This is a genomic window from Prevotella sp. P5-50, assembly GCF_002251295.1.
Classification (GTDB): Bacteria; Bacteroidota; Bacteroidia; order Bacteroidales; family Bacteroidaceae; genus Prevotella.
In genome coordinates this window covers 27,601-48,663 of sequence record NZ_NPJA01000052.1, presented here as the reverse complement: position 1 = coordinate 48,663, position 21,063 = coordinate 27,601, and the positions used below count along the sequence as shown (strand labels likewise).

At 45.8% G+C, this 21,063-nt stretch carries 21 protein-coding genes; 7 read left to right on the top strand and 14 right to left on the bottom strand.

What is annotated here, in order from left to right; genetic code table 11:
• Positions 1–23 precede the first annotated feature (23 nt).
• Entirely contained in the window at positions 24–725 is a 702-nt protein-coding gene (gene pssA / locus CIK88_RS11595) for a CDP-diacylglycerol--serine O-phosphatidyltransferase (RefSeq protein ID WP_094391266.1), read from the top strand.
• Between the two features lie 15 nt (positions 726–740).
• On the top strand, positions 741–1,109 hold the full coding sequence (locus CIK88_RS11590; protein WP_094391267.1) for a DUF4834 family protein: 369 nt from the start codon (positions 741–743) through the stop codon (positions 1,107–1,109).
• Positions 1,110–1,187: 78 nt separating this feature from the next.
• Here the strand turns inward: CIK88_RS11590 and pyrH are convergent, their stop codons facing one another.
• Positions 1,188–1,898 carry a UMP kinase gene (gene pyrH, locus CIK88_RS11585; protein ID WP_094436613.1) on the bottom strand — a complete coding sequence of 237 codons (711 nt, stop codon included), beginning with the start codon at positions 1,896–1,898 and terminating at the stop codon, positions 1,188–1,190.
• Between the two features lie 51 nt (positions 1,899–1,949).
• Positions 1,950–2,651 (bottom strand): biotin--[acetyl-CoA-carboxylase] ligase, encoded by a 702-nt coding sequence (locus tag CIK88_RS11580; RefSeq protein WP_094436611.1) that lies wholly within the window; start codon positions 2,649–2,651, stop codon positions 1,950–1,952.
• A 571-nt stretch (positions 2,652–3,222) separates the two neighbouring features.
• Here CIK88_RS11580 and CIK88_RS11575 point away from each other — a divergent pair.
• Positions 3,223–3,675 (top strand): nucleoside deaminase, encoded by a 453-nt coding sequence (locus tag CIK88_RS11575; RefSeq protein ID WP_094436609.1) that lies wholly within the window; start codon positions 3,223–3,225, stop codon positions 3,673–3,675.
• Positions 3,676–3,717: 42 nt separating this feature from the next.
• On the opposite strand, the gene CIK88_RS11570 is transcribed toward CIK88_RS11575, so the two are convergent.
• On the bottom strand, positions 3,718–4,074 hold the full coding sequence (locus tag CIK88_RS11570; RefSeq protein WP_094391308.1) for a response regulator: 357 nt from the start codon (positions 4,072–4,074) through the stop codon (positions 3,718–3,720).
• A gap of 22 nt (positions 4,075–4,096) precedes the next feature.
• Entirely contained in the window at positions 4,097–5,551 is a 1,455-nt protein-coding gene (gene xylE, locus CIK88_RS11565) for a D-xylose transporter XylE (RefSeq protein ID WP_094436607.1), read from the bottom strand.
• A gap of 510 nt (positions 5,552–6,061) precedes the next feature.
• On the opposite strand from xylE, the gene rpsO reads away from it, so the two are divergent.
• Complete coding sequence (gene rpsO / locus CIK88_RS11560; protein ID WP_094391272.1) at positions 6,062–6,331, top strand: 30S ribosomal protein S15; 270 nt, start codon at positions 6,062–6,064, stop codon at positions 6,329–6,331.
• A gap of 135 nt (positions 6,332–6,466) precedes the next feature.
• Here the strand turns inward: rpsO and folK are convergent, their stop codons facing one another.
• Genes folK through CIK88_RS11530 form a run of 6 tightly spaced genes read right to left on the bottom strand, consistent with a single transcriptional unit; the run spans position 6,467 to position 10,831 of the window.
• Positions 6,467–6,934: a 2-amino-4-hydroxy-6-hydroxymethyldihydropteridine diphosphokinase gene (gene folK, locus CIK88_RS11555; protein WP_094436605.1), complete on the bottom strand. Its 468-nt coding sequence runs from the start codon at positions 6,932–6,934 to the stop codon at positions 6,467–6,469.
• On the bottom strand, positions 6,927–8,069 hold the full coding sequence (gene queA / locus CIK88_RS11550; protein WP_094391274.1) for a tRNA preQ1(34) S-adenosylmethionine ribosyltransferase-isomerase QueA: 1,143 nt from the start codon (positions 8,067–8,069) through the stop codon (positions 6,927–6,929). The genes folK and queA overlap by 8 nt, the downstream gene beginning before the upstream one ends.
• 15 nt (positions 8,070–8,084) lie before the next feature.
• Positions 8,085–8,807 carry a tRNA pseudouridine(55) synthase TruB gene (gene truB / locus CIK88_RS11545; RefSeq protein WP_094436603.1) on the bottom strand — a complete coding sequence of 241 codons (723 nt, stop codon included), beginning with the start codon at positions 8,805–8,807 and terminating at the stop codon, positions 8,085–8,087.
• A gap of 56 nt (positions 8,808–8,863) precedes the next feature.
• Entirely contained in the window at positions 8,864–9,661 is a 798-nt protein-coding gene (locus CIK88_RS11540; protein ID WP_094436601.1) for an undecaprenyl-diphosphate phosphatase, read from the bottom strand.
• Positions 9,658–9,924 carry a DUF3098 domain-containing protein gene (locus CIK88_RS11535; protein ID WP_094391277.1) on the bottom strand — a complete coding sequence of 89 codons (267 nt, stop codon included), beginning with the start codon at positions 9,922–9,924 and terminating at the stop codon, positions 9,658–9,660. The genes CIK88_RS11540 and CIK88_RS11535 overlap by 4 nt, the downstream gene beginning before the upstream one ends.
• A gap of 28 nt (positions 9,925–9,952) precedes the next feature.
• Positions 9,953–10,831 (bottom strand): ABC transporter permease, encoded by an 879-nt coding sequence (locus CIK88_RS11530; protein WP_094391278.1) that lies wholly within the window; start codon positions 10,829–10,831, stop codon positions 9,953–9,955.
• 120 nt (positions 10,832–10,951) lie between these two features.
• On the opposite strand from CIK88_RS11530, the gene CIK88_RS11525 reads away from it, so the two are divergent.
• Positions 10,952–11,728, top strand: a complete 777-nt coding sequence (locus CIK88_RS11525) for a radical SAM protein (RefSeq protein WP_094436599.1) — start codon at positions 10,952–10,954, stop codon at positions 11,726–11,728.
• A 758-nt stretch (positions 11,729–12,486) separates the two neighbouring features.
• On the opposite strand, the gene lpxA is transcribed toward CIK88_RS11525, so the two are convergent.
• The 4 genes from lpxA to CIK88_RS11505 all read right to left on the bottom strand — a co-directional run bounded on the left by lpxA (position 12,487) and on the right by CIK88_RS11505 (position 19,350).
• Positions 12,487–13,269: an acyl-ACP--UDP-N-acetylglucosamine O-acyltransferase gene (gene lpxA / locus CIK88_RS11520; protein ID WP_094391280.1), complete on the bottom strand. Its 783-nt coding sequence runs from the start codon at positions 13,267–13,269 to the stop codon at positions 12,487–12,489.
• A gap of 90 nt (positions 13,270–13,359) precedes the next feature.
• Positions 13,360–14,754 (bottom strand): efflux transporter outer membrane subunit, encoded by a 1,395-nt coding sequence (locus CIK88_RS11515; RefSeq protein WP_094391281.1) that lies wholly within the window; start codon positions 14,752–14,754, stop codon positions 13,360–13,362.
• 42 nt (positions 14,755–14,796) lie between these two features.
• Positions 14,797–18,057 carry an efflux RND transporter permease subunit gene (locus tag CIK88_RS11510; RefSeq protein WP_094436597.1) on the bottom strand — a complete coding sequence of 1,087 codons (3,261 nt, stop codon included), beginning with the start codon at positions 18,055–18,057 and terminating at the stop codon, positions 14,797–14,799.
• A gap of 81 nt (positions 18,058–18,138) precedes the next feature.
• A complete protein-coding gene (locus tag CIK88_RS11505; protein WP_094391283.1) occupies positions 18,139–19,350 on the bottom strand; it encodes an efflux RND transporter periplasmic adaptor subunit in 1,212 nt (403 codons plus the stop codon).
• A 440-nt stretch (positions 19,351–19,790) separates the two neighbouring features.
• On the opposite strand from CIK88_RS11505, the gene CIK88_RS11500 reads away from it, so the two are divergent.
• Positions 19,791–20,222 carry an Hsp20/alpha crystallin family protein gene (locus tag CIK88_RS11500; RefSeq protein WP_254046321.1) on the top strand — a complete coding sequence of 144 codons (432 nt, stop codon included), beginning with the start codon at positions 19,791–19,793 and terminating at the stop codon, positions 20,220–20,222.
• A gap of 228 nt (positions 20,223–20,450) precedes the next feature.
• Positions 20,451–20,993 (top strand): sigma-70 family RNA polymerase sigma factor, encoded by a 543-nt coding sequence (locus tag CIK88_RS11495; RefSeq protein WP_094436595.1) that lies wholly within the window; start codon positions 20,451–20,453, stop codon positions 20,991–20,993.
• Positions 20,994–21,063 lie beyond the last annotated feature (70 nt).

The following is a 21,063-nucleotide window of genomic DNA, read 5'->3' as shown; positions in this document are numbered from 1 at the left end:
TTACATTTTACGAATTCTACATTATGAGCATCAAAAAACATATTCCTAACACCATAACCTGTTGCAATCTCATCTCTGGGTGCATCGCAACATGTATGGCATTCTACAGCGAATGGGATAAGGCATTGCTGTTTATCGTTATTGGTGCGGTATTCGACTTCTTCGATGGTATGAGTGCACGCCTCCTTGGTGTTAGCTCACCCATTGGTAAGGAACTCGACTCGTTGGCTGATGACATCACTTTTGGTTTTGCACCTTCTGCAATCCTCTTCGACTATCTGTATTGTCAGGTTGAAGGCATGGGAGGATTATATTCCCTGTTGCCTTATGTCGCCTTTGTGATGGCTGCCTTCTCAGCGTTGCGCTTGGCTAAATTCAATCTCGATGAGCGTCAGACCACATCGTTTATCGGTGTGCCCACTCCTGCAAATGCCCTCTTTTGGGGGTCTTTGATTGTGGGTAGTGGCAAAGCTATTGAGGCATTACCCTACAGCATTTATGTTGTGGTGGCTGCCATCTTCTTCACCAGCTATCTGCTTATCGCTGAGATTCCCCTTTTCGCTTTGAAGTTTAAACATTGGGGATGGCGTGGCAACGAGGTGAAGTATATATTCATTCTCTCTTGCATTCCATTGCTCTTACTGCTCCAGGTCAGCGGCATTGCCGTTATCATTGCCTGGTATGTGGTATTGTCATTGTTTACCAATATCAACAAGAAGAAATAAGTAAACCCTATAGTCATGCTTAAAGCCATAGGAGGAATGATCCTCTTTGTTTTTTTCTTTATCGTGTTTCTTGTCCTACTTGTGGGGGGACAGGTGTTGCGAATGATTCGCCGCATGCAGAGACAGATGCGTGATGCTGCAGGCGAACATGCCAGACAGTATCGCAATGAGACTGGACGGCAGCGCCAACAGTATGACCGTCGTGCACAGACGGCTGGTTATACCAATAGTCGATGGGAGAATGAAACGGTAGAGGAAGATCCTGTCGAGGTGCATACCACGACACAATTTGGTGAAACCATCATAGACCGCAGAGGTCGTGAAAACAAGAAGATCTTTGATGATGGCGATGGAGAATACGTCGATTTCAAGGAAGAGAAATAATCCAAATAGTATATCAATAACAAAGCGAGCCGCAACATTCTGTGTTGCGGCTCGCTTTGTTGGTATAAGTAAGTGGGATTAAGGATGTACGAGGGTTCCAATTTCCTCACCTTCCATGACTTTCTTCAGATTGCCCACCACGTCCATGTTGAATACATAGATAGGCAGATTGTTGTCCTGACACATGCAGATAGCGGTAAGATCCATGACCTTCAAACCGCGTGACAATACTTCTTTATAGGAGATTTCGTCAAACTTAGTAGCGGTTGGGTCCTTTTCGGGGTCGGCGGTATAAATGCCATCCACGCGTGTGCCCTTCAGCATCACGTCGGCTTCTATCTCTATGCCACGCAGACTACTGCCGGTATCGGTAGTGAAATAGGGGTTGCCAGTACCTGCAGAGAAGATGCATACCTGTCCTGCTTCCATCGCCTCGATAGCTTTCCATTTGGTGTAGAATTCGCCGATAGGCTCCATGCGGATGGCTGTCAGCACCTTGTTCTTCACACCGATAGCTCCCAAAGCTGATGATAGTGCCAGCGAATTGATTACTGTGGCACACATGCCCATCTGGTCGCCTTTCACGCGGTCGAAGCCTTTCTGACTGCCGCTAAGTCCGCGGAAGATGTTGCCACCGCCGATGACGATACCAATCTGTACGCCCATCTCACTGACTTCCTTAATTTGTCGGGCATAGTCGCTGAGGCGTTCTGCGTCGATGCCGTAACCTTGATTGCCCATCAAACTCTCACCAGAGAGCTTCAGAAGGATTCTCTTAAATCTTGCCATATTATCTTTGTTTTTTATTGATTATTGTCTATCATCATGTAGTAGGGGTGTTCAGATCACAAACGATACTTCTTTGAAAGCATAGCGGCGTTGCTCCCCATCTTCGGTCATCAGTACCAGGTGTCCGTCTTCCTCCACATCTTCTATGCGTGCCATAAAAGCGCCTTGCGCATCGCAGTAGGGGTGAAAGCCTTTTCGGCGGTATAGGGCCTGCATGTAGCGTTCCCTTACATCCTGCAGCATATAGCTTTCAATGCGACAGATAATATCTTCCAATAGTGCTTGCCGGTTGGTTTCCTGTCCGGTTATCTGCCAGAGCGATATGGGGTTTGGGGCATCGCTTTGAAATTCGCGTTGGTTTACGTTGATGCCTATGCCCGCAATGCTATCGCATATCTGCATGCCTTTCAGTCTGTTTTCTATCAGCATGCCACAGATCTTAGCATTTCGCCAATAGATATCGTTAGGCCATTTCACGCTTAAGTCGCCTATATATTGTCCTAATGCGTCGGTCACCGCCAGTGATACTGCCATAGAGATATGAAACTGTCGGTTGGCTGGTACGTGTGTGGGGTGCATCAATACCGAGAACGTGAGGTTTTTGCCTCGTTCCGATTCCCAATGGTTTGATCCTTGTCCGTGTCCATCTGTCTGATAGTTTGCCCATACCACACAGTCTTCATCACTGCCATGTTCTCTCAGCCATCGGTTCGTGGAATCTGTCTCCTCGATATACACTATTTTTTCTTTCATAGTACAAAGGTAGTGCAAACCGAATGGAATACAAAATAAAAACTCGTTTTTATTTTTATTCCTGAGATGCCGCCTACTTAAGAAATCCTTTCAAAGGTAGTGCAAACCGAATGGAATACAAAATAAAAACTCGTTTTTATTTTTATTCCCGAGGTGCTGCCTACTTAAGATGGTAATCACTGGTTAGTGAAAACCAAAATCGGATGATGGTCGAATGGTGGTCGAAAACCCCACAAAATGACAATCGACCACACCTATAATAGATTGAAGGATAGTATGATGCAAGTATCGGTGGTCGAGTGGTCGAATTTTTTTGAAAACTGAATTAACTATATGTGTAGGTGGTACGACCATTCGCCTGTGATTTCTCTTGCTTACAACAGCAGGCAACTTGCTGTTTTGATGGCTGTTTGATAGCAGGTGTTTGATGATAACGCGTGCGCGTACGCAAGCATGTGTACCTTTATTAAATGAAACAAGGTATATGAGATTTTAGTGTGAAAACGGTTTTCTTCTGCATTTATGATCCTTTTCTGAGGATATTCAACTATTTTTTTGTAATTTCGCAACCATGACACAAGAAGAACAATTGAAAACCGACGAACGCTATATGCGTATGGCATTGGTGGAAGCTGAAGCTGCTGGAGCAGCAGGTGAAATACCTATTGGTGCTGTAATCGTATGTCAGGGCAGGGTTATTGCCCGTGCCCACAACCTCACGGAAACTCTCAACGATGTTACTGCGCATGCTGAGATGCAAGCCATAACGGCAGCTGCAAACGAATTGGGAGGAAAGTATCTGACCGATTGCACACTCTATGTTACCGTAGAACCCTGTCCTATGTGTGCAGGTGCATTGGGCTGGTCGCAGATTCCGCGTATTGTCTATGGTGCTGCCGACGATAAACGAGGATTCCATGTCTATGCCCCCAAGGCATTACACCCTCGTACAACGATAAGTGGCGGCATTCTTGAGGAAGAATGTCGCCAACTTATGCAAGATTTCTTTAGAAGCAGACGATAGTTGTCATCGTGTGACTATCGTACTGGTAGTGAGGTTTCGGATTTATTCACCGATATACTTTGCGATGGTTTCCAAACACTTTTCTCTGCTAAATGGCTTCGACATGAAATCGCAGCAGCCTGCTTCAAATGTGGCTTGGCGGTCGGTTTCAAAAGCGTTTGCAGTCAATGCGATGATGGGGAGGTCTGGATGTTTCTCCTTGATGAGGCGTGTTGCCTCAAGACCATCCATCACGGGCATCTTCATGTCCATCATGATTAAGTCGAATTGTTGTTGGTCAGACAGTTCAACAGCTTCTTTGCCGTTGCTGGCGCGTACCACTTCATATCGATTTCTCAATACGTAAGTCATCAGCACGTAGTTGCTTTCGTTGTCTTCTGCTACTAAGATACGTTTCATATTCATTTCTTTTGTTTTATTCTTATTTTCTGTCTTTCCAGAGTTTGGTCATATCCTCCAAGGTCTTGCCTTTGGTCTCAGGTACCAACTTCCATACGAAGAGGGCTGCCAGCACACAGATAACACCATAGAGGCTATAGGTGAACCAATAACCCAGACTGTTGGCCAAGGGGACAAACGATGTTGATACGATCCAGTTGAATATCCACTGGAAGGCTACGGCAATGGCTACTGCTGCACCGCGGATGGTATTGGGGAATACTTCGGCGATGAGTACCCAGCAGATGGGACCCCATGAGAACATGAATGATGCTGAATAGATCATGATAGATACCATGCAGACGAGCTGCAGTTCGGGATTGCCGAAGGTGCATGCTACACCGATAGCACCTATTGCCATGCCGAGAGAACCAACGATGAGCAAGGGCTTACGACCGAGCTTCTCTACAGTGAAGATTGCTACACAGGTGAAGCTCAGATTGACGATGCCGTTGAATACGGTAAGCATCATAGGATTGTCGAAACCCATGGCTTCATAGATGCGTGGGGCATAATAGAGCACAGCATTGATACCTACTGCCTGTTGGAATACCGACAACATCACACCAACAAAGATGCAAAGGAATCCGTAGGTCATGAGTTTCTCGGTCTTCTCTGTAACGGTGTTCTTAATGTCAAACAGAATCTGTTTGGCTGCTGCTGCACCATTGATCTTTGCAAGGATGCGCTCTGCTTTGGCATCTTCGCCAATCATAGCAAGATAGCGTGGTGTCTCAGGTACAAAGCAGATGAGGATGGCAAACAGTCCGGCTGGAATCATTTCCGATCCAAACATATAGCGCCAGCCAGTCTCGATAGCCCATTGGGCTTCTGTGCCGTTGAGTATTTCGTTCAAACCGCCACCAACACTTGCAATGGCTGGGGCAATATGGTCGCCAAGGATGAAGAAGTTGACGAAATAAACCACCAACTGTCCGAAGATGATAGCAAACTGGTTCCATGATACCAACATGCCACGAATACCACTTGGCGCAATCTCACCAATATACATGGGGCAAACAGCAGAGGCAAGGCCTACGCCGATACCACCTATCACACGATAGAGATTGAACACGATGAGCAGGGTGAGGGTGGGTTTGCCTTCGGGCAACAACATGCTCTCAGGACACATAGAACCCCATGCCGATATGAAGAACATGGTGCCGGCGAATATCAATGAACGTTTTCTTCCAAATTTTGTAGCGAGCAAACCAGAGATGGCTGAACCGATGATACAACCGATGAGGGCACTTGAACTGGTGAAGCCATGCCAGAAATCGGTATATTGGAAGTCTTTAGCTCCCATAAAGAAGGCTTGAAGTCCTTTCTCTGCGCCAGAGATTACTGCGGTGTCATAACCAAAAAGAAGGCCGCCTAATACGGCAACCATCACAATAGAAATCAAATAGGATCTGCTTCCTGTTTGCTGCTGTTCCATAGTTTTTGTTTTATAATTATTGAAGTGTATGATTTGTTTGCACAAAAGTAACATTTTTTTGGAACTAACACGGCCTTTTTGCTTGCTTTTTAACGTTTTTTTGAGGAATAATGCATAAATGCATACGTTATAGGGGATTTCCTGCTAACAGGCTGCGTTTTGGTGATTGATGTGCTCTTTTTCTAGTTCCTATTAAAAATTGGGAAACGAATGGGAAAATAAAGGTAGCAGAAGGGAGATGTTCCTACCTCTAATCTTCCATAGTCATGGCACTTTTTCTCGCCATGGCATAATTAAAGCGAGCTTTATTCTGCTCATGGTTTAACGAAAACGTCCAATTTTAGCTACTCGCATTATGAAAATAAATAATTATATAAGGTTTTATTTGGTTTTTCGCTCACTTATTCGTACCTTTGCACCCGCATTTGAAAATGTGAACCGCCGTGATGAAGACGGGGAGCATCTGAAAGATGTCATATTATTAACAATTTAATTAAATCATCAACAATTATGTATTTAGATTCAGCTAAGAAGAAAGAAATCTTCGAGAAGCACGGACAGTCGGCTACTGACACCGGTTCTATCGAAAGCCAGGTAGCTCTGTTCACCTATCGCATCAGTCACCTCACCGAGCATCTGAAGCAGAACCGCAAGGATTTCGGTACAGCTCGTAGCTTGACCAAAATGGTAGGTCGTCGTCGTAAACTCTTGAAGTATCTCTACAACAAGGACATCAACCGCTATCGTGAACTGATCAAAGCCCTCGGACTGCGTAAGTAATAACGAAAGGTACATAACAAAAATTATCCCGCTGACTCGTAAGAGAAAGCGGGATAATTTTTGTTATAGCATATTGACGTGATGTTTATCTACCGTCAGCATGATGCTTGATTACATTGTAGTATCAATTATTCGCTACATAACTTTTCGCAGAATTTCGTGAAGGGGAATCATTACGAAATCGCGTTCTTCCATTAACGGGTGGGGAATGACTAGCTCGGCACTGTCTATTCGCAGATCGTCATAGAGCAGTATGTCGATATCGATTGTGCGGTCAGAATAGCCATGATGGCTATCGGTTTTGCGCTTACGACCCATATCGCGTTCAATGGCTTGCGTCAGCAGAAGCACTTCGTGGGGCGTATGATTGGTGTGACAACATACTGCGCCGTTGAGGAAACGGTTGGAAGATTCAAACCCCCAAGGTTCGGTCTCTATCCATGATGATCGACGAATGACCTTGCCGATGCGGCGACCTATCTGTCTAACTGCCTCGTCGAGCATTTCCTGACGGTTGCCCAGATTGGAACCTAAAGCGAGATACACCTCATGGAGGTGATCGTCGCTTGTTGTCTCTGTCTGTTGCTGAGAAATGTTAGTCATTAAGGATGAGCATTGCATCGCCATAGCAACCGAACATGAAACCATTTTTGACGGCAGCTTCGTAGGCGTTGTAGATGAGATCGTAACCACCGAAGGCGGCGGTTGCCATCATCATGGTTGATTCGGGATGATAGAAATTGGCTATCAGCGAATCTGCCAGATTGAAGTTGTAGGGTGGGAAGATGAACTTATTGGTCCAACCAGAAAACTCTTTCAACATGCAGTCGGTGCCGACGGCGCTCTCTGTAGCACGTAGGGTAGAAATGCCGACGGCGCAGATTTTACGGCCTTCCTTCTTGGCATTATTGACTGTAGAGCAGGCTTTACTGTCGATAATCATCTGCTCGGAATTCATTTTGTGCTTGGTGAGGTCTTCTACCTCAATGGCGTCGAAACTGCCAAGACCACAGTGTACGGTGATGTAGGAGAAGTCGATACCACGGATTTCCAAACGTTTCATCACTTCGCGGCTGAAATGGAGACCTGAGGCTGGAGCGGTAACAGCTCCTTCATGGCGGGCATAGATGGTCTGGAAGTTTTCTTCGTCTTCGGGAGTTACATCACGTTTGTCAACGATATAGCGTGGTAGTGGGGCAGAGCCCAAGGCAAAGAGCTCGCGCTTAAACTCATCGTGGGGACAGTCGTAGAGAAAACGCAATGTGCGTCCACGGCTGGTGGTATTGTCGATGACTTCTGCTACCATAGGCCCGTCTTCATCGAAGAAGAGTTTGTTGCCAATACGTATCTTACGTGCTGGTTCTACGAGTACGTCCCAAAGACGCAGTTCCTCATTGAGTTCGCGAAGCAGGAATACTTCAATCTTTGCGTCGGTCTTTTCTTTGGTGCCATAGAGGCGTGCAGGGAACACCTTTGTATCGTTGAGAATCATTACGTCACCTTCATCGAAATAGTTGATGATGTCGCGGAATAACAGCGGTTGATTGGTGTCGTTTCCTTCATCATCTTTCTTGAAGATGTCGAATGTTTCACTTTTGCGGTGTACAACCATCAGGCGACATTCATCGCGCCGATATACTTTATCAATGGTTCCGTCTTCATTTTCGAATGCTTTGTGTGGTGGCTCAAGGGCTACCTGTGACTCGGGCAACTTGAATTTAAATTGTGACAGTTTCATTGCTTATAGTTTTTTTTAAGTTGTTTTTTTCTTCTTGATGTCTTCTATGTCTTGTTGGGCAAGCCATGCAGGGAAATCGTCCATCTGGATGCAATGTTCGATGCTGACTTCGCCCAAACGGGTGCGGCGTAGTGCGGTGAGGTAGGCACCGCTTCCTAATGCGCGACCGATGTCGCGTGCAAGCGACCGGATGTAAGTGCCTTTTCCACATACCACTCGGATGGAGAGCTGCATGAGCTGTTGGTCGAATGACGTTACCTCAATCTCGTCGATATGTACGGTTTTGGCTGCAAGCTTCACTTCTTCGCCGTTGCGCTTCATGCGGTAGGCACGTTCACCGGCTACCTTGACTGCCGAATACTGTGGTGGCACTTGCTGGATATCACCGAGAAATTGTGGCAGCGTGTCGTCGATGAGCTGGCGTGTGATATGCTGGGTGGGGTAGGTCATATTGACGGTATGCTCTTTGTCGTAGCTGGCTGTGGTAGCACCGAGTTGCAGCGTGGCTGTATATTCCTTGGTGTGGTACTGCATGCGCTCAATCTCCTTGGTCATTTTGCCGGTACATAGTATGAGTACACCAGTGGCAAGGGGATCGAGTGTTCCTGCATGTCCCATCTTCACTCGTTTTACACCAATCTTACGGGATACGAGATAGCGGATGTGTGCCAACGCGCCGAAACTCGACATGCGATAGGGCTTATCGATATAGATGACTTCTCCTTGTGTAAAATTCATATATTTTATTTAGAATATGTCCTAACCAGGTCAGGGGCATAAGGTAAATGTGAGTATTAAATGAGTGAGCAGATGATGGTGATAGCACCTGCTATGGCACAATAGATACCGAAATAGATGAGCTTGCCTTTCTTCACGATGTTGATCATCCACTTGCAGGCAAGGCATCCAGACAAGAAGGCTGCAACGAATCCTACTACCATGGGGAAGGTGTCGATGCCGCCAAGGGTTTCTTCTCCTTTCAGTCCTTTCAATAGGTCGAGTAATGCCTCACCAAGGATAGGAGGGATGACCATGAGGAACGAGAACTGTGCCATCTTTTCTTTCTTATTGCCTAATAGGAGACCTGTGGCAATGGTAGTGCCAGAACGGGAGAGTCCGGGCAGTACGGCAAGAGCCTGACCTAAACCGATGATGAAAGCATGCAGTGGACTGATGTTTTCACGCTGACGGGGCTTGGCAAAGTAGGAGAACGACAGAAGTAGTGCTGTTACGAGAAGCATGCAACCTACTATGAGCAGGCCCGAACCGAATATTTCCTCTACTTGGTCTTTGAAGAACACACCCACGATGCCCACAGGTATCATAGAGATGATGATGTTGAGGGCGTATTTGGTTTCATCGTTCATCTGGAATTTGAAGAGTCCTTTCAGTATCCAGTCGATTTCTTTCCACAGAATAACTAAGGTGCTCAATACCGTGGCAACATGTACCATGATGGTGAAAGTGAGGTTGTCTTCACCGTTGATGTCGACGAGATAGGCGCCAATGGCGAGGTGACCGCTACTGCTGACGGGGAGATACTCTGTCAGTCCCTGGATGAGTCCGAGTATAAGTGCTTCAAACCAATTCATTGTGCGCAACCCTCCTCTGTTTCGTTAGCTGTTGTCTCGGTGTTTTTGGGCTTGCGCATCACACCATAGATCATGAATACAAACCCGAACAAGCAGGTGATAGGAGCTATGGTGATGCGGCGTGTGCTGAAGATGTCGGCATTGTATGCCTCTAAGTCGGAACCGCTGCCACTCATCAGAATGAATCCGATGATGACGATAGCCATGCCTAATGCCAAAAGCAGATAGTTGGTGCGGTCAAAAGCGAGATTTCTTTTGTTCATAATGTATTGTTCGCAAATTGATGTGTTGTCAGATTTTGTAGAGTTCGCCAGCTGTCATTCTCAAGAAACGGTTGACGGCAAGCCATGCACAGAGGGCTGTGATGAGCAAACCGAAGAGAAATACTGCTACGCCGGTGATAGTAAGTTCCACCCAAGTGATGACGGTTAGTATGCCAGGCTGCATCACGTAGAGTCCGTAGAAGCATCCGCCCAATACGGCAATGGCTATGAGTGCAGCGATGATACCCACTCCCATGGCATGGTAAAGGAACGGACGACGGATGAATCCCCAAGAGGCACCCACAAGTTTCATGGTGTGGATGAGAAAACGTCGTGCATAGACGCTAAGTCGGACAGTATTGCTGATGAGCGAGAAGGAAACGCATGTCAGCAGGATGGCAAGCACAAGGAGGATGATGCTGATACGGCTCAGATTGTAGTTGACTTGATCCACAAGGTCTTCCATATATGCTACGTCGCTAATGCGGGCATCCTTGCGTAACTCTTTGGATATGATGCGCAAGGAGTCGCGGTTGGCGTAGTTGGCATTGAGCCATATCTCCAGTGTGGCAGGAAACGGGTTGAAGCCGAGAAACTCTGATGGGTCGCTGCCCAACTCCTTAATCTGTTCGCGCTGTGCCTGTTCTTTACTGATATAGTCGATATGGTGTGACCAAGGCTTATGATAGAGATCGCGGCAGAGCAGGTGGCCCTGATTGACCGTGACATAGTCTTTCAACATGACGCTCATGGTCAGATTTTCTTTCATGTGGTTGGATAAGTTGCGTGCCAATAGTACGGAGAATACCACCATTCCAAGCAAGATAAGTACCATGGCGGTACTGATGCATAAGGTGACTCCCTGCATACCTCTACGACAACTGATAGCTTTTCTTTTTTTTGCCATTGTTCCTAAATGTCCGTAATATACCTAATTTCTTGCAAAATTACAATAATTCACTCAGATTGCAAAACAAATTACGTTTTATTTGCTAATTTTGCAGTCGATAACAAAACATTTGGATTTATGAGTACAATTATCTATCCATCTCCCATCTTCGGTCCCATTCATAGCCGACGCTTGGGAATTTCGCTTGGCATCAACCTGCTTCCTGCCGATGGCAAGGTTTGCTCGTTTGACTGTATCTATTGTGAATGTGGGTTCAACGAGGATCATCGACCTAAACAAACGATGCCTACAAGGCAGGATGTTGCAGAAAAACTCCAACTGACACTACAGCGTATGAAAAGCGAGGGACAGTTGCCCGATGTGCTGACGTTTGCTGGAAATGGTGAACCGACATGTCATCCCCATTTTCCGGAAATTATAGATGATACCATTCGTTTGCGTAATGCATATTGTCCGGATGCCAAAGTCTGTGTGTTGAGCAACTCTACGCAGATTCATCGTCAATCGGTACATGATGCGCTGATGAAGGTGGATGACAATATTCTCAAACTCGATACCGTGGATAGCGCTTACATCCTTCGGGTGGATCGTCCGGCTGGCAACTATGACGTCAACCAGATTATTGAACGTATGAAGGCTTTCAACGGACATGTCATCATTCAGACGATGTTTATGCGTGGGGATTGTAATGGTGAAAGTGTGGATAATACTGCTGAGGAATATGTGGTTCCTTGGCTTGAAGCGGTCAAGACGATTGCACCTCAACAAGTAATGGTTTATACGATAGACCGAGAAACACCTGCCCATGGACTTCTCAAAGCTACCCATGAACAGCTTGATGCCATTCGGGATCGGGTTGTTGCAGTTGGCATCCCTTGCTCAGTAAGTTATTAAATGCATTACGGGGGCGTTTTGTATTTGTTTGGCATAACCAGAAAGAGTCCGGAAATTGAAGTCTGCCATTCTCGTCAGGTTTGACATTTTTTCGTCGTGTCTTCGATAACTTCTCGTTCATCTTTCGTTCTTAGATAGATCCTCGTTCGGTTCTCGATCGGTCTACGATAGACTAACGAATAACGAACGAGCGACGAACGAGAAGTTAACGAGAACCAGTCGGGTGTTAATTGAAGACTCATGGTCCTTCTGTTGTAACCAGTTTGGGTTGTTGAATGTCGTTTCTGTAAACATAAACACCTTTTTTAATTGTACGATCAATAGTTTGTTACCAAGGTGCCTTCTTGTTTGAGAATTTATTCTCAGGTTGGTTTGCAAAGATACAATATCACAAAACCCAGATGTCCGCCTTTGTCACTCTCTATGCTTGTTTTTTATTTTATTTAACTTATTTATAGACTCTTTTGCATAGACTCTGCGTAAAAAATAACTAAACGCCTTTGATAGAGATGAGTAGTCAATCAATAGATGCTGTATCTTTTGTGGATAACAAGTCCATAATTGGTTGTTAGATGGAATGCAAAAACAATTTATCGATATTTGCTGATTTTGCTTTGAGATCCTAACAAAAACAAAATCATCCACAATACCAAATGTCTCGGTATTGCGGATGAAAGTATTATGATGTTCCGGCTACAAACAAACTGTAGTGGATGGTTACTGTTTGTTGTGCTCGGTGGAATTACCAAGCGGTTGGACTACATCTTAGAGATGATGCCAAGTTTGGTACCTTCGATAAACGAAATGATGTTGCGCACCTCTGGACCATCGGGCACCTGATCCTTGATCTGGTTGACGGCATCGAAAACTGATGTTTGACCGTGGAATACCAAGCGGTAGGCGTTGGCAATATGCTTGCGAACACGTGGGTCGAAACCTGCTGCTTCCATGATGACATTGTTAGGACAGCTGTATTTCACAGGTTTGCCACTTGCGATGATGTAGGGAGGAATGTCTTTCGAAAAGGTAGTACCTGCCTGGATCATGGCGAGGTCGCCCACACGAGTCTTGGCATTCTCCACCACCGAAGTGCTGTAGATGACACCATTGCCAATGACGCAGTCACCGGCAATCTTCGTACCATAGCCGAATACACAGCCATCACCCACTACAGTATCGTGGGAGATATGTGCACCTTCCATCAGGAAGTTCTTATTGCCCAATACGGTTTTGCTTCCTGCGTATGTGCCACGGTTGATGACAACATTCTCGCGGATGGTATTGTTGTTGCCAATTTCCACAAAGCTCTCAGCACCTTCGAAATTGAAATCCTGAGGTAAGGCAGCAATAACTGCGCCTTGGAACACTTTGTTGTTATTGCCCAAGCGTGTGCCGTTGAGGATACTTACGAAGGGGTAGAGTACGCAGTTGTCGCCAATCACTACATCGTCTTCGATATAGACAAAGGGGTATATTTTGCAGTTGTCGCCAATCTTTGCTTTGGGCGAAACGTCTGCTTTGGGACTGATAATACTTGCCATAATTTCTGATTTATATATTTATATAGATCCAGCAGCTAAATCGCCATGACAATGATGGTTGATATGCTTCCTGGATGTAACATCCGATGATTATTTTGCGCCACCTCCTAATGCATAGTAGAGATTTACCACTGCCTGCATCTTGTAGAAGTCATCAGCTACCTTTGAGAGTTGTACGTTGAGCAGTGAAGACTGCGCCTGGATTACCTCCAGATAAGAACCGCCAGCCTCTGACATCAACTTACGTGTATCCTCCACATTCTTCTCGAGTACGGCGATGCGTTTAGCCTCCACCTTACCCTTTTCGTCAGAATAGTTGTAGAGCACAAGGGCATTGCTCACCTCGCTACCAGCCTTCAGTACGGTGTTCTGCCAAGTATTGTAAGCCTGCTCGTACTGCATCTTAGCCACCTTCAAGCCGGCAATGATTCTACCATTCTGGAAGATTGGCTGAACCAATGAACCAACAGCAGAAAGCAACCACTTGCCTGGATTCACAATACCTGCACCAGCAGAATTGGTGAATGCACCTGTACCAGAGATGGTGATAGATGGATAGAACTTGCTGCGGGCAGTCTCTATGCCATAGAAGCACTGAGCCAGATTCATCTCGGCTGCGTGAACATCAGCACGGTTGTTGAGCAACTGGATGCCTACACCGGTAGAGAAGGTTGCAGGAAGACTCTGATTCTCCAGCTTGCCACGGGCAATGGAATGAGCCTGGTCGCCGATGAGAAGACTCAGGGAGTTCTCTGTCTCACGAATCTGGCGCATCAGGTCGGTCTTCTGAGTCAACACTGCATAGTAGTTGCTCTCGGCAGCCTGCACGGAAGTTCCGCGATAACCAATCTTGGTATCCTTCAGCACCTTCATGGTCTCCCAGGTATCCTTGGTCAATCCTTCCATATTGTTAACCAGCTCCACCTGCTTGTCGAGCATCAACAAGGTATAATACATGTTGGCGATGTTGGCGATGAGGTTGGTCTGTACAGACACCTGATAGTCCTTCAACTGGAGCAGAGCCATCTGGGCACTGCGCTTCTGAGAGAGCAGGTTGCCGAAGAGGTCAACCGTCCAACTGGCTGTAACAGGCAAGCTGTAAGTCTTGGTAGCAGCGTTACCATCCCAGGAAGCGATAGTTCCCTGAGGAGTGAAAGACAAAGAAGGCACGAATGCCAACTTGGCACATTTCAACTGTTCCTCTGCCATCTTCACGTTCAAAGCCGCATTGAGGAGGTTGACATTATTGTTCAATCCCTTCTCAATGATCGACTGGAGCTGAGGGTCGGTGAAGACGCTGCGCCAAGGGATGTTGGCGAAGGTAGTAGTATCCTTTACAGCCAAAGTATCTGTATCAGAAGCTACATCGCGAACGATACCGCTGGTCTTCACATCCGGACGCTCATATTTTCCGTAGAGAGTCTTGCAGCTGCTCAGAGAGAGCGCTGCGAGACACAGTATGATGCATGTGATATTCTTTTTCATCTTTTGCTTTGCATTTATTATTCTACACTTGCGTGTTCTACCTTATTTCTTTGAATCTTTGCGGGCAGAAGCCTCTGCATACTGAGCCAGTTCTGCAGCAGCCTCTTCGTTGTCTTCATCGTCGAAACGGAGCGGAGAAATCTTCTCTTGCAACCATTGGAATACGGCGAATAGCGCAGGTACGATGAATATCTGGAGTAGGGTGCCAATCAGCATACCGCCTACAGCAGAAGCACCTAGAGTCTGGTTACCATTCTTACCTACACCTGATGCGAACATCAGTGGCAATAGACCGATAATCATAGCTAATGAAGTCATCAAAATAGGACGCAGACGAGCTCCTGCACCCAGAATGGCAGAGTATTTAATGGCCATACCCGTACGGCGACGCTCAAGGGCGAACTGTACGATAAGGATGGCATTCTTCGCCAACAGACCAATCAACATAATGAGTGATATCTGCATATAGATATCGTTAGCGTGGCCGAAGATGTTGGTGAAGGTGAATGCACCTGCCAGACCGAATGGAATAGAGAGTACTACCGACAATGGCAAGATGTAACTCTCGTACTGGGCACTCAGAATCAAGTAAACGAATACAATACAGAGTGCGAAAATCAGACCAGTAGAGTTGCTTGATTCAGCCTCTGAACGGGTCAAGCCAGAATACTCGTAGCTATAACCTTCGGGCAAAGTGGTCTTAGCCACTTCGGCAATTGCCTTCATACCATCACCTGAAGAATATCCCGTGTTAGGCGTTACTGATACGTCCATAGACGTAAACAGGTTGAAACGGGTGATGTTTGAAGGACCATAAACCTTCTTCAGATTAACAAACTCGCTCACGGGAGACATCGTGCCGTTGGCGCAACGCACATAGATTTTGCTCATATCGTCAGGACGCATGCGGCTTTCGGGACCTGCTTGTATCATTACACGATAGAGTTTACCGTATGAGTTGAAGTTGGAGGCGTAGAGTCCGCCGAGGTAGCCCTGCATGACAGCAAGTACGGATGATGGCGAGATGCCTGCCTGTTTGGTCTTTGCCACATCCACATCCACCATATACTGGGGATAGTTAGGGTTATACTGGGTCTGTGCAGTCTGGATTTCCGGACGGTCGTTGAGCTCCTTTAGGAAATTCTTTACAATATCAAAGAAACGGTTCAGATCACCACCGGTCTTGTCCTGCATGGTCATTGTAATACCACTCTGGGCAGAGAATCCTGAAATCATTGGCGGTGAGAATGCAAGGATCTGAGCATCCTTGATGGTTGCGGTCTGTTTGTAAATCATACCCAAAACTGAAGTATATTCCATGGGGTTGACGAACAATGCTTCGATGCCACCACCTGTCAGCGCACTCTTGATGCGATGGAAGAATCCACCTGGACGCTCCTCAAAAGGTTTGAGTTTGATGATGATAGTACCTTGGTTGGAACCGGCACCAGCGATAAAGCTATAACCCATGATAGCTTCACGGCGCTGGATGGCTGGGTTGGCTTCCAGCATTTTGTCGATTTGCTTCACTACTTCGGTTGTGCGCTGCTGTGTAGTACCTGGGGCTGTAGAGATACAAACAAACAGTGTTCCAGTATCTTCGTTAGGTACCAAACCTGTTTTGGTGACACCCATTAGTGCTACAAGAGCTATAATACCTGTTGCAACAACACCTCCGGCGATGACGCCATGCCCAATGACCCACTGTACACCTTTCTTATATTTATTGGTAATCTTCTCAAACTGATAGTTGAATCCTGTATGGAAACGGTCGATGATCGACATTTTCTTCTCATGTCCTTCTTCGTGTGGTTTCAGGAAGATGGCACAGAGTGCAGGAGATAGTGTCAACGCATTGACGGCAGAAATTACGATAGATACAGCCATGGTCACACCAAATTCACGGTAGAAGTAACCGGAAGTACCACCGATGAATGATACAGGAACGAACACGGCTGACATTACCAATGTGATAGAGATGATGGCGCTCGAAATTTCGTTCATGGCATCGATAGATGCTGTAAGTGCACTCTTATAACCCTGGTCGAGTTTGGCATGGACCGCTTCAACCACCACGATGGCGTCATCGACCACAATGGCGATAGCCAACAACAAGGCTGACAGCGTCAATAGGTTGATGGAGAAACCGAATATCCATAGGAAGAAGAATGTACCAATCAATGCCACAGGTACGGCAATCATAGGTATTAGAGTAGATCGGAAGTCTTGCAGGAAGACATATACCACGACGAATACCAACAAAAGGGTGATAATCAGCGTAAATACTACTTCCTCAATAGAAGCAAAGAGGAATTCGGTGATGTCCTGCTCGATGGTGTATTTTAGGCCAGGAGGGAAGTTCTTGCTCAGTTCTTCCAGTTCCTTCTTAACATCGGTTGCAATCTGTGTGGCGTTAGAACCAGCAATTTGCTGTACCATACCCATTACGGCAGGTTGGCCGTTGTTGAGCAGGTTTACGCTATATACCAGACCGCCCAGTTCTACCTTGGCAACCTCGCCGAGGCGGAGTGTCTGACCAGAAGTATTGCTCTTGATGAGGATGTTCTCATACTCAATAGGAGTCTTCAAGCGACCCTTGTAACGCAGGGTGTATTCGTACTGCATATCAGAACTTTCACCAAAGCTACCAGGGGCAGCCTCGATGTTCTGTTCCGCTAAAGCATTGGAGATGTCAGATGGTACGAGACCAAACTCCTTCATTTTCTCAGGCTTCAGCCATATACGCATAGAGTAGTTACGGGTAGAAGGGCTCTGCACATCACCCACACCATTGATACGCTTCAACTGTGGAACCACGTTGATCAAAGCATAGTTGGTCACAAACTGGTCATCGTAGCGTCCGTCGTCTGTGGTTAGCGAGAACAAAATCACGTTAGAACTCTGACGTTTGGTAACCGTAACACCTACACGTGTAACCTCGGCAGGCAACAAAGACAGTGCCTGTGATACACGGTTCTGCACGTTGACGGCAGCCATATCAGGGTCTGAACCCTGTTGGAAGTAAACGGTGATGCTGGCATAACCTGAGTTTGACGCAGAAGAGGTCATGTAGGTCATGTTTTCCACACCGTTGATACTCTCCTCCAGCGGGGCGATGACTGAATTCAATACCGTCTGGGCATCGGCACCTTGATAGGTGGTAGATACCGAGATAGTAGGCGGCGCGATATTTGGATACTGCTCAATAGGTAGCGATATCAAGCCGATGGTACCCAGCAAGACGAAGAAGATGGAAACCACCGTCGATAGTACTGGGCGTTTTATAAAGTTTGTAAATGTCATAATTTACTATTTTCTTTATACCTTATATTATAAATGGTTATTTGCTGAAGAATTGCTTCTTGCTTGATAGTGATGATGCAATTACTTCTTGCCGCTCATGGCTTTGGCAAACTCATGGGCATTGTCTTGCGACTCTGCGAGCTTGGCTGCTTCGGCTATCTTCTGATTGTAGCGCTCTAGTGTGATAGGCTTAATCTGTTGGCCATCAGTCAATTTGGTAATGCCTTTTACAACGATGCGGTCACCGGTACGGAGTCCAGAGGTCACAATGTAGTTCTTGCCGTCATCTTGTGGATTTACTTTGATTTCTGTATATTTCACTTTGTTGTCTTTGCCTACGGCATAAACAAAAATTTTATCCTGTACTTGAGAACATGCTTCCTGTGGAACAACGATGGCGTTGCTGTTGTCGTTAGAAATAACGATAGAGCCAGAACCACCGCTCTTCAGCAGTTTGTCGGGATTGGCAAAGTGTGCAATCAGCGATACGGCACCTGTAGAAGCATCGATGACGCCACTCATTTTTACAACCTTACCCGGTTGTTCGTAGAATGAACCATCTGCAAGTTGCAGTTTGACGGGAGGGAAGGCTGCGATGGCAGCCTGCATATTGCCGTTGTTTTTGCCCATATTCAAGAGTTCAGACTCAGATACAGAGAAGAAAACTTCCATGGTACTGATGTTTGAAACGGTGGTCAATGCCTGGCCAGAAGCGCTAACCAAAGCACCTTCTTTGAAGGGGAGACTTCCCACAACACCAGCCGAAGGACTCTTTACTACACACCATGCCAATTGTTCGCGAGCTGATGCCAATGCAGCTTCTGCCTGTGCAACCTGTGCTTCTGCGGTAGCAAGAGTATTGGCTGCGGTTGAAAGTTCGTACTCACCGATAATGTGACTATCGAAAAGATTCTTGTTGTTTTTGTAAGTCAGCTTGGCGGTGTTAGCCTGTGCCTTTGCCGTATTGACTGCGGCCTGACATTGACGGACAGCAGCCTGATAGGTCTCGCTGTCAATAGAGAACAATGGTTGACCGGCTGATACCGTTTGGCCTTCATGGACAAATACTTTTGTGATGAATCCTGAAACCTTTGGGCGAACCTCAACATCCTGAATACCTTTAATGGTGGCGGGGTACGTGGTTTGTAAAGCAGCACTTGATGTGCTGATGGTGCTTACGGCAAACTCGTCGTCACTGAAGTTGGGCAGACCATCCTTCTTGCTTCCTCCACATGAGGTTAAAATCGCGATTGCAGCAAAAACCGCAATGGTAATAACGTTTTTACTTTTCATACCTATTTATTTAAACTATTCTTAAATTCAATACTATTTGTTTGTGTACTGGAAAACCGAATATTTAAGTTTGGTTTTCAGAGTGCAAAGATACATAAAAAAAAATACTCTTATATATAAATATATAATATATATAATACATTTAACAATATTTATGCTACGCAACCAATAAATGCCAGATATTTGCCTATAAAAGACGGAAAACATATGTGGTCCATAGTGTTGGTCGGTAATTGTTGTTCGTGAGGAATATAAACGAGTGAATAGCATGCTATTTTATATACAAAACGACAATATGACACACAAAGGTGACAATGTGGCATGTTTTATTGGTGTGGTATGAGACTTGCATTAATTGTTAGTGAACGCGGAAGCGAAGGCAGAGGCGCTCGGTAAACAACATATAAAACAGAACAATTAAACAAATAAAATTAGGAGGTATGATTATGTTACCAGTAATGTTTAAAAACAGTTGGTTCCCAACAGTGTTCGATGATTTCTTCAACAGTGATGCAATGGCAACTGCCACAACGACCGCTCCGGCAGTCAACGTCAGAGAAGATCTTAATGAATATACCATGGAGATGGCTGTGCCTGGTATCAAAAAAGAGTATTGTCGTGTACAGTTGACCGATGACGGCAACCTTCATGTAGCCATTGAAAACAAGATGGAACATAAGGATGAGGATAAGAAACAGCATTATCTGCGTCGTGAGTTCAGTTATACAAACTATCAGCAGACTTACACTTTGCCTGACGATGTAGCTAAGGATAGAATTTCTGCTAAGGTTGACAACGGTATTCTTACTGTGGTGATGCCTAAATTGAAGAAGGAAGAGAGTAAAGTGGCACGTGCAATTGAGATTGCATAACGTAGCTGAAAGTATAGTCACTTTAACATAAACGTATGTAGCGGGCTGCAAAATTCGTTTTGCAGCCCGCTATTTTGTTATGTCTGTATCTCCTTGTTTATATAAACTGTTTTTTTTAGTTTTGTTGAATATATGATAAGGGTTTTGCTTGCATGATTGATGAAGTTTGGTGGTTTGCGGAATTATTCGTATCTTTGCAAGGTAGAATAATGACTAAAAATAGCGAATATGACAGATAAAGAAAAACTGATAACAGATAATATGGGGTATGTGGTCACATTGGCACGCCAATATTCCTGCGAACTTCTTGATACAGATGACTTGGTGAATGAAGGAACTATCGGTATTATCAAGGCGGCGGAAAAGTTTGATCCGAATCGGGGTAAGCCTTTTGTTACTTTTGCCGCACCTTATATTCGTACCGCCATTGAAGCTGCTATACGTCGAGTGACTGGTGAAGTGACAGTGAAATCGACGGACGAGAGTATCCCTGCAGGGTCACGTAATAATTATACGCTACTAAATGTGTTGGAGGATAAAAACTCGCAACGGGCTGATGCCGAGATGGAACGGGAACTGTTGAAGTCAGACTTGGAGCGTTGTATCTATCTGCTCGACCAGCGCGAGGCAGCAGTCATTAAAAGGTATTTCGGATTAGGTTTTGATCGTATGACCATGGCGGAAATTGGTGGTGAACTTGGGTTGAAGCGTGAGCGTGTGCGCCAAATACGCGACAAGGCTTTGCGCAAACTGCACAAAGCCTCGTCGTAGAAGATAATGCCGATGGTGGTATGGTACCATTTGGCAGACTGTCACGATCAATAGATTGAAGTGTTGTGAT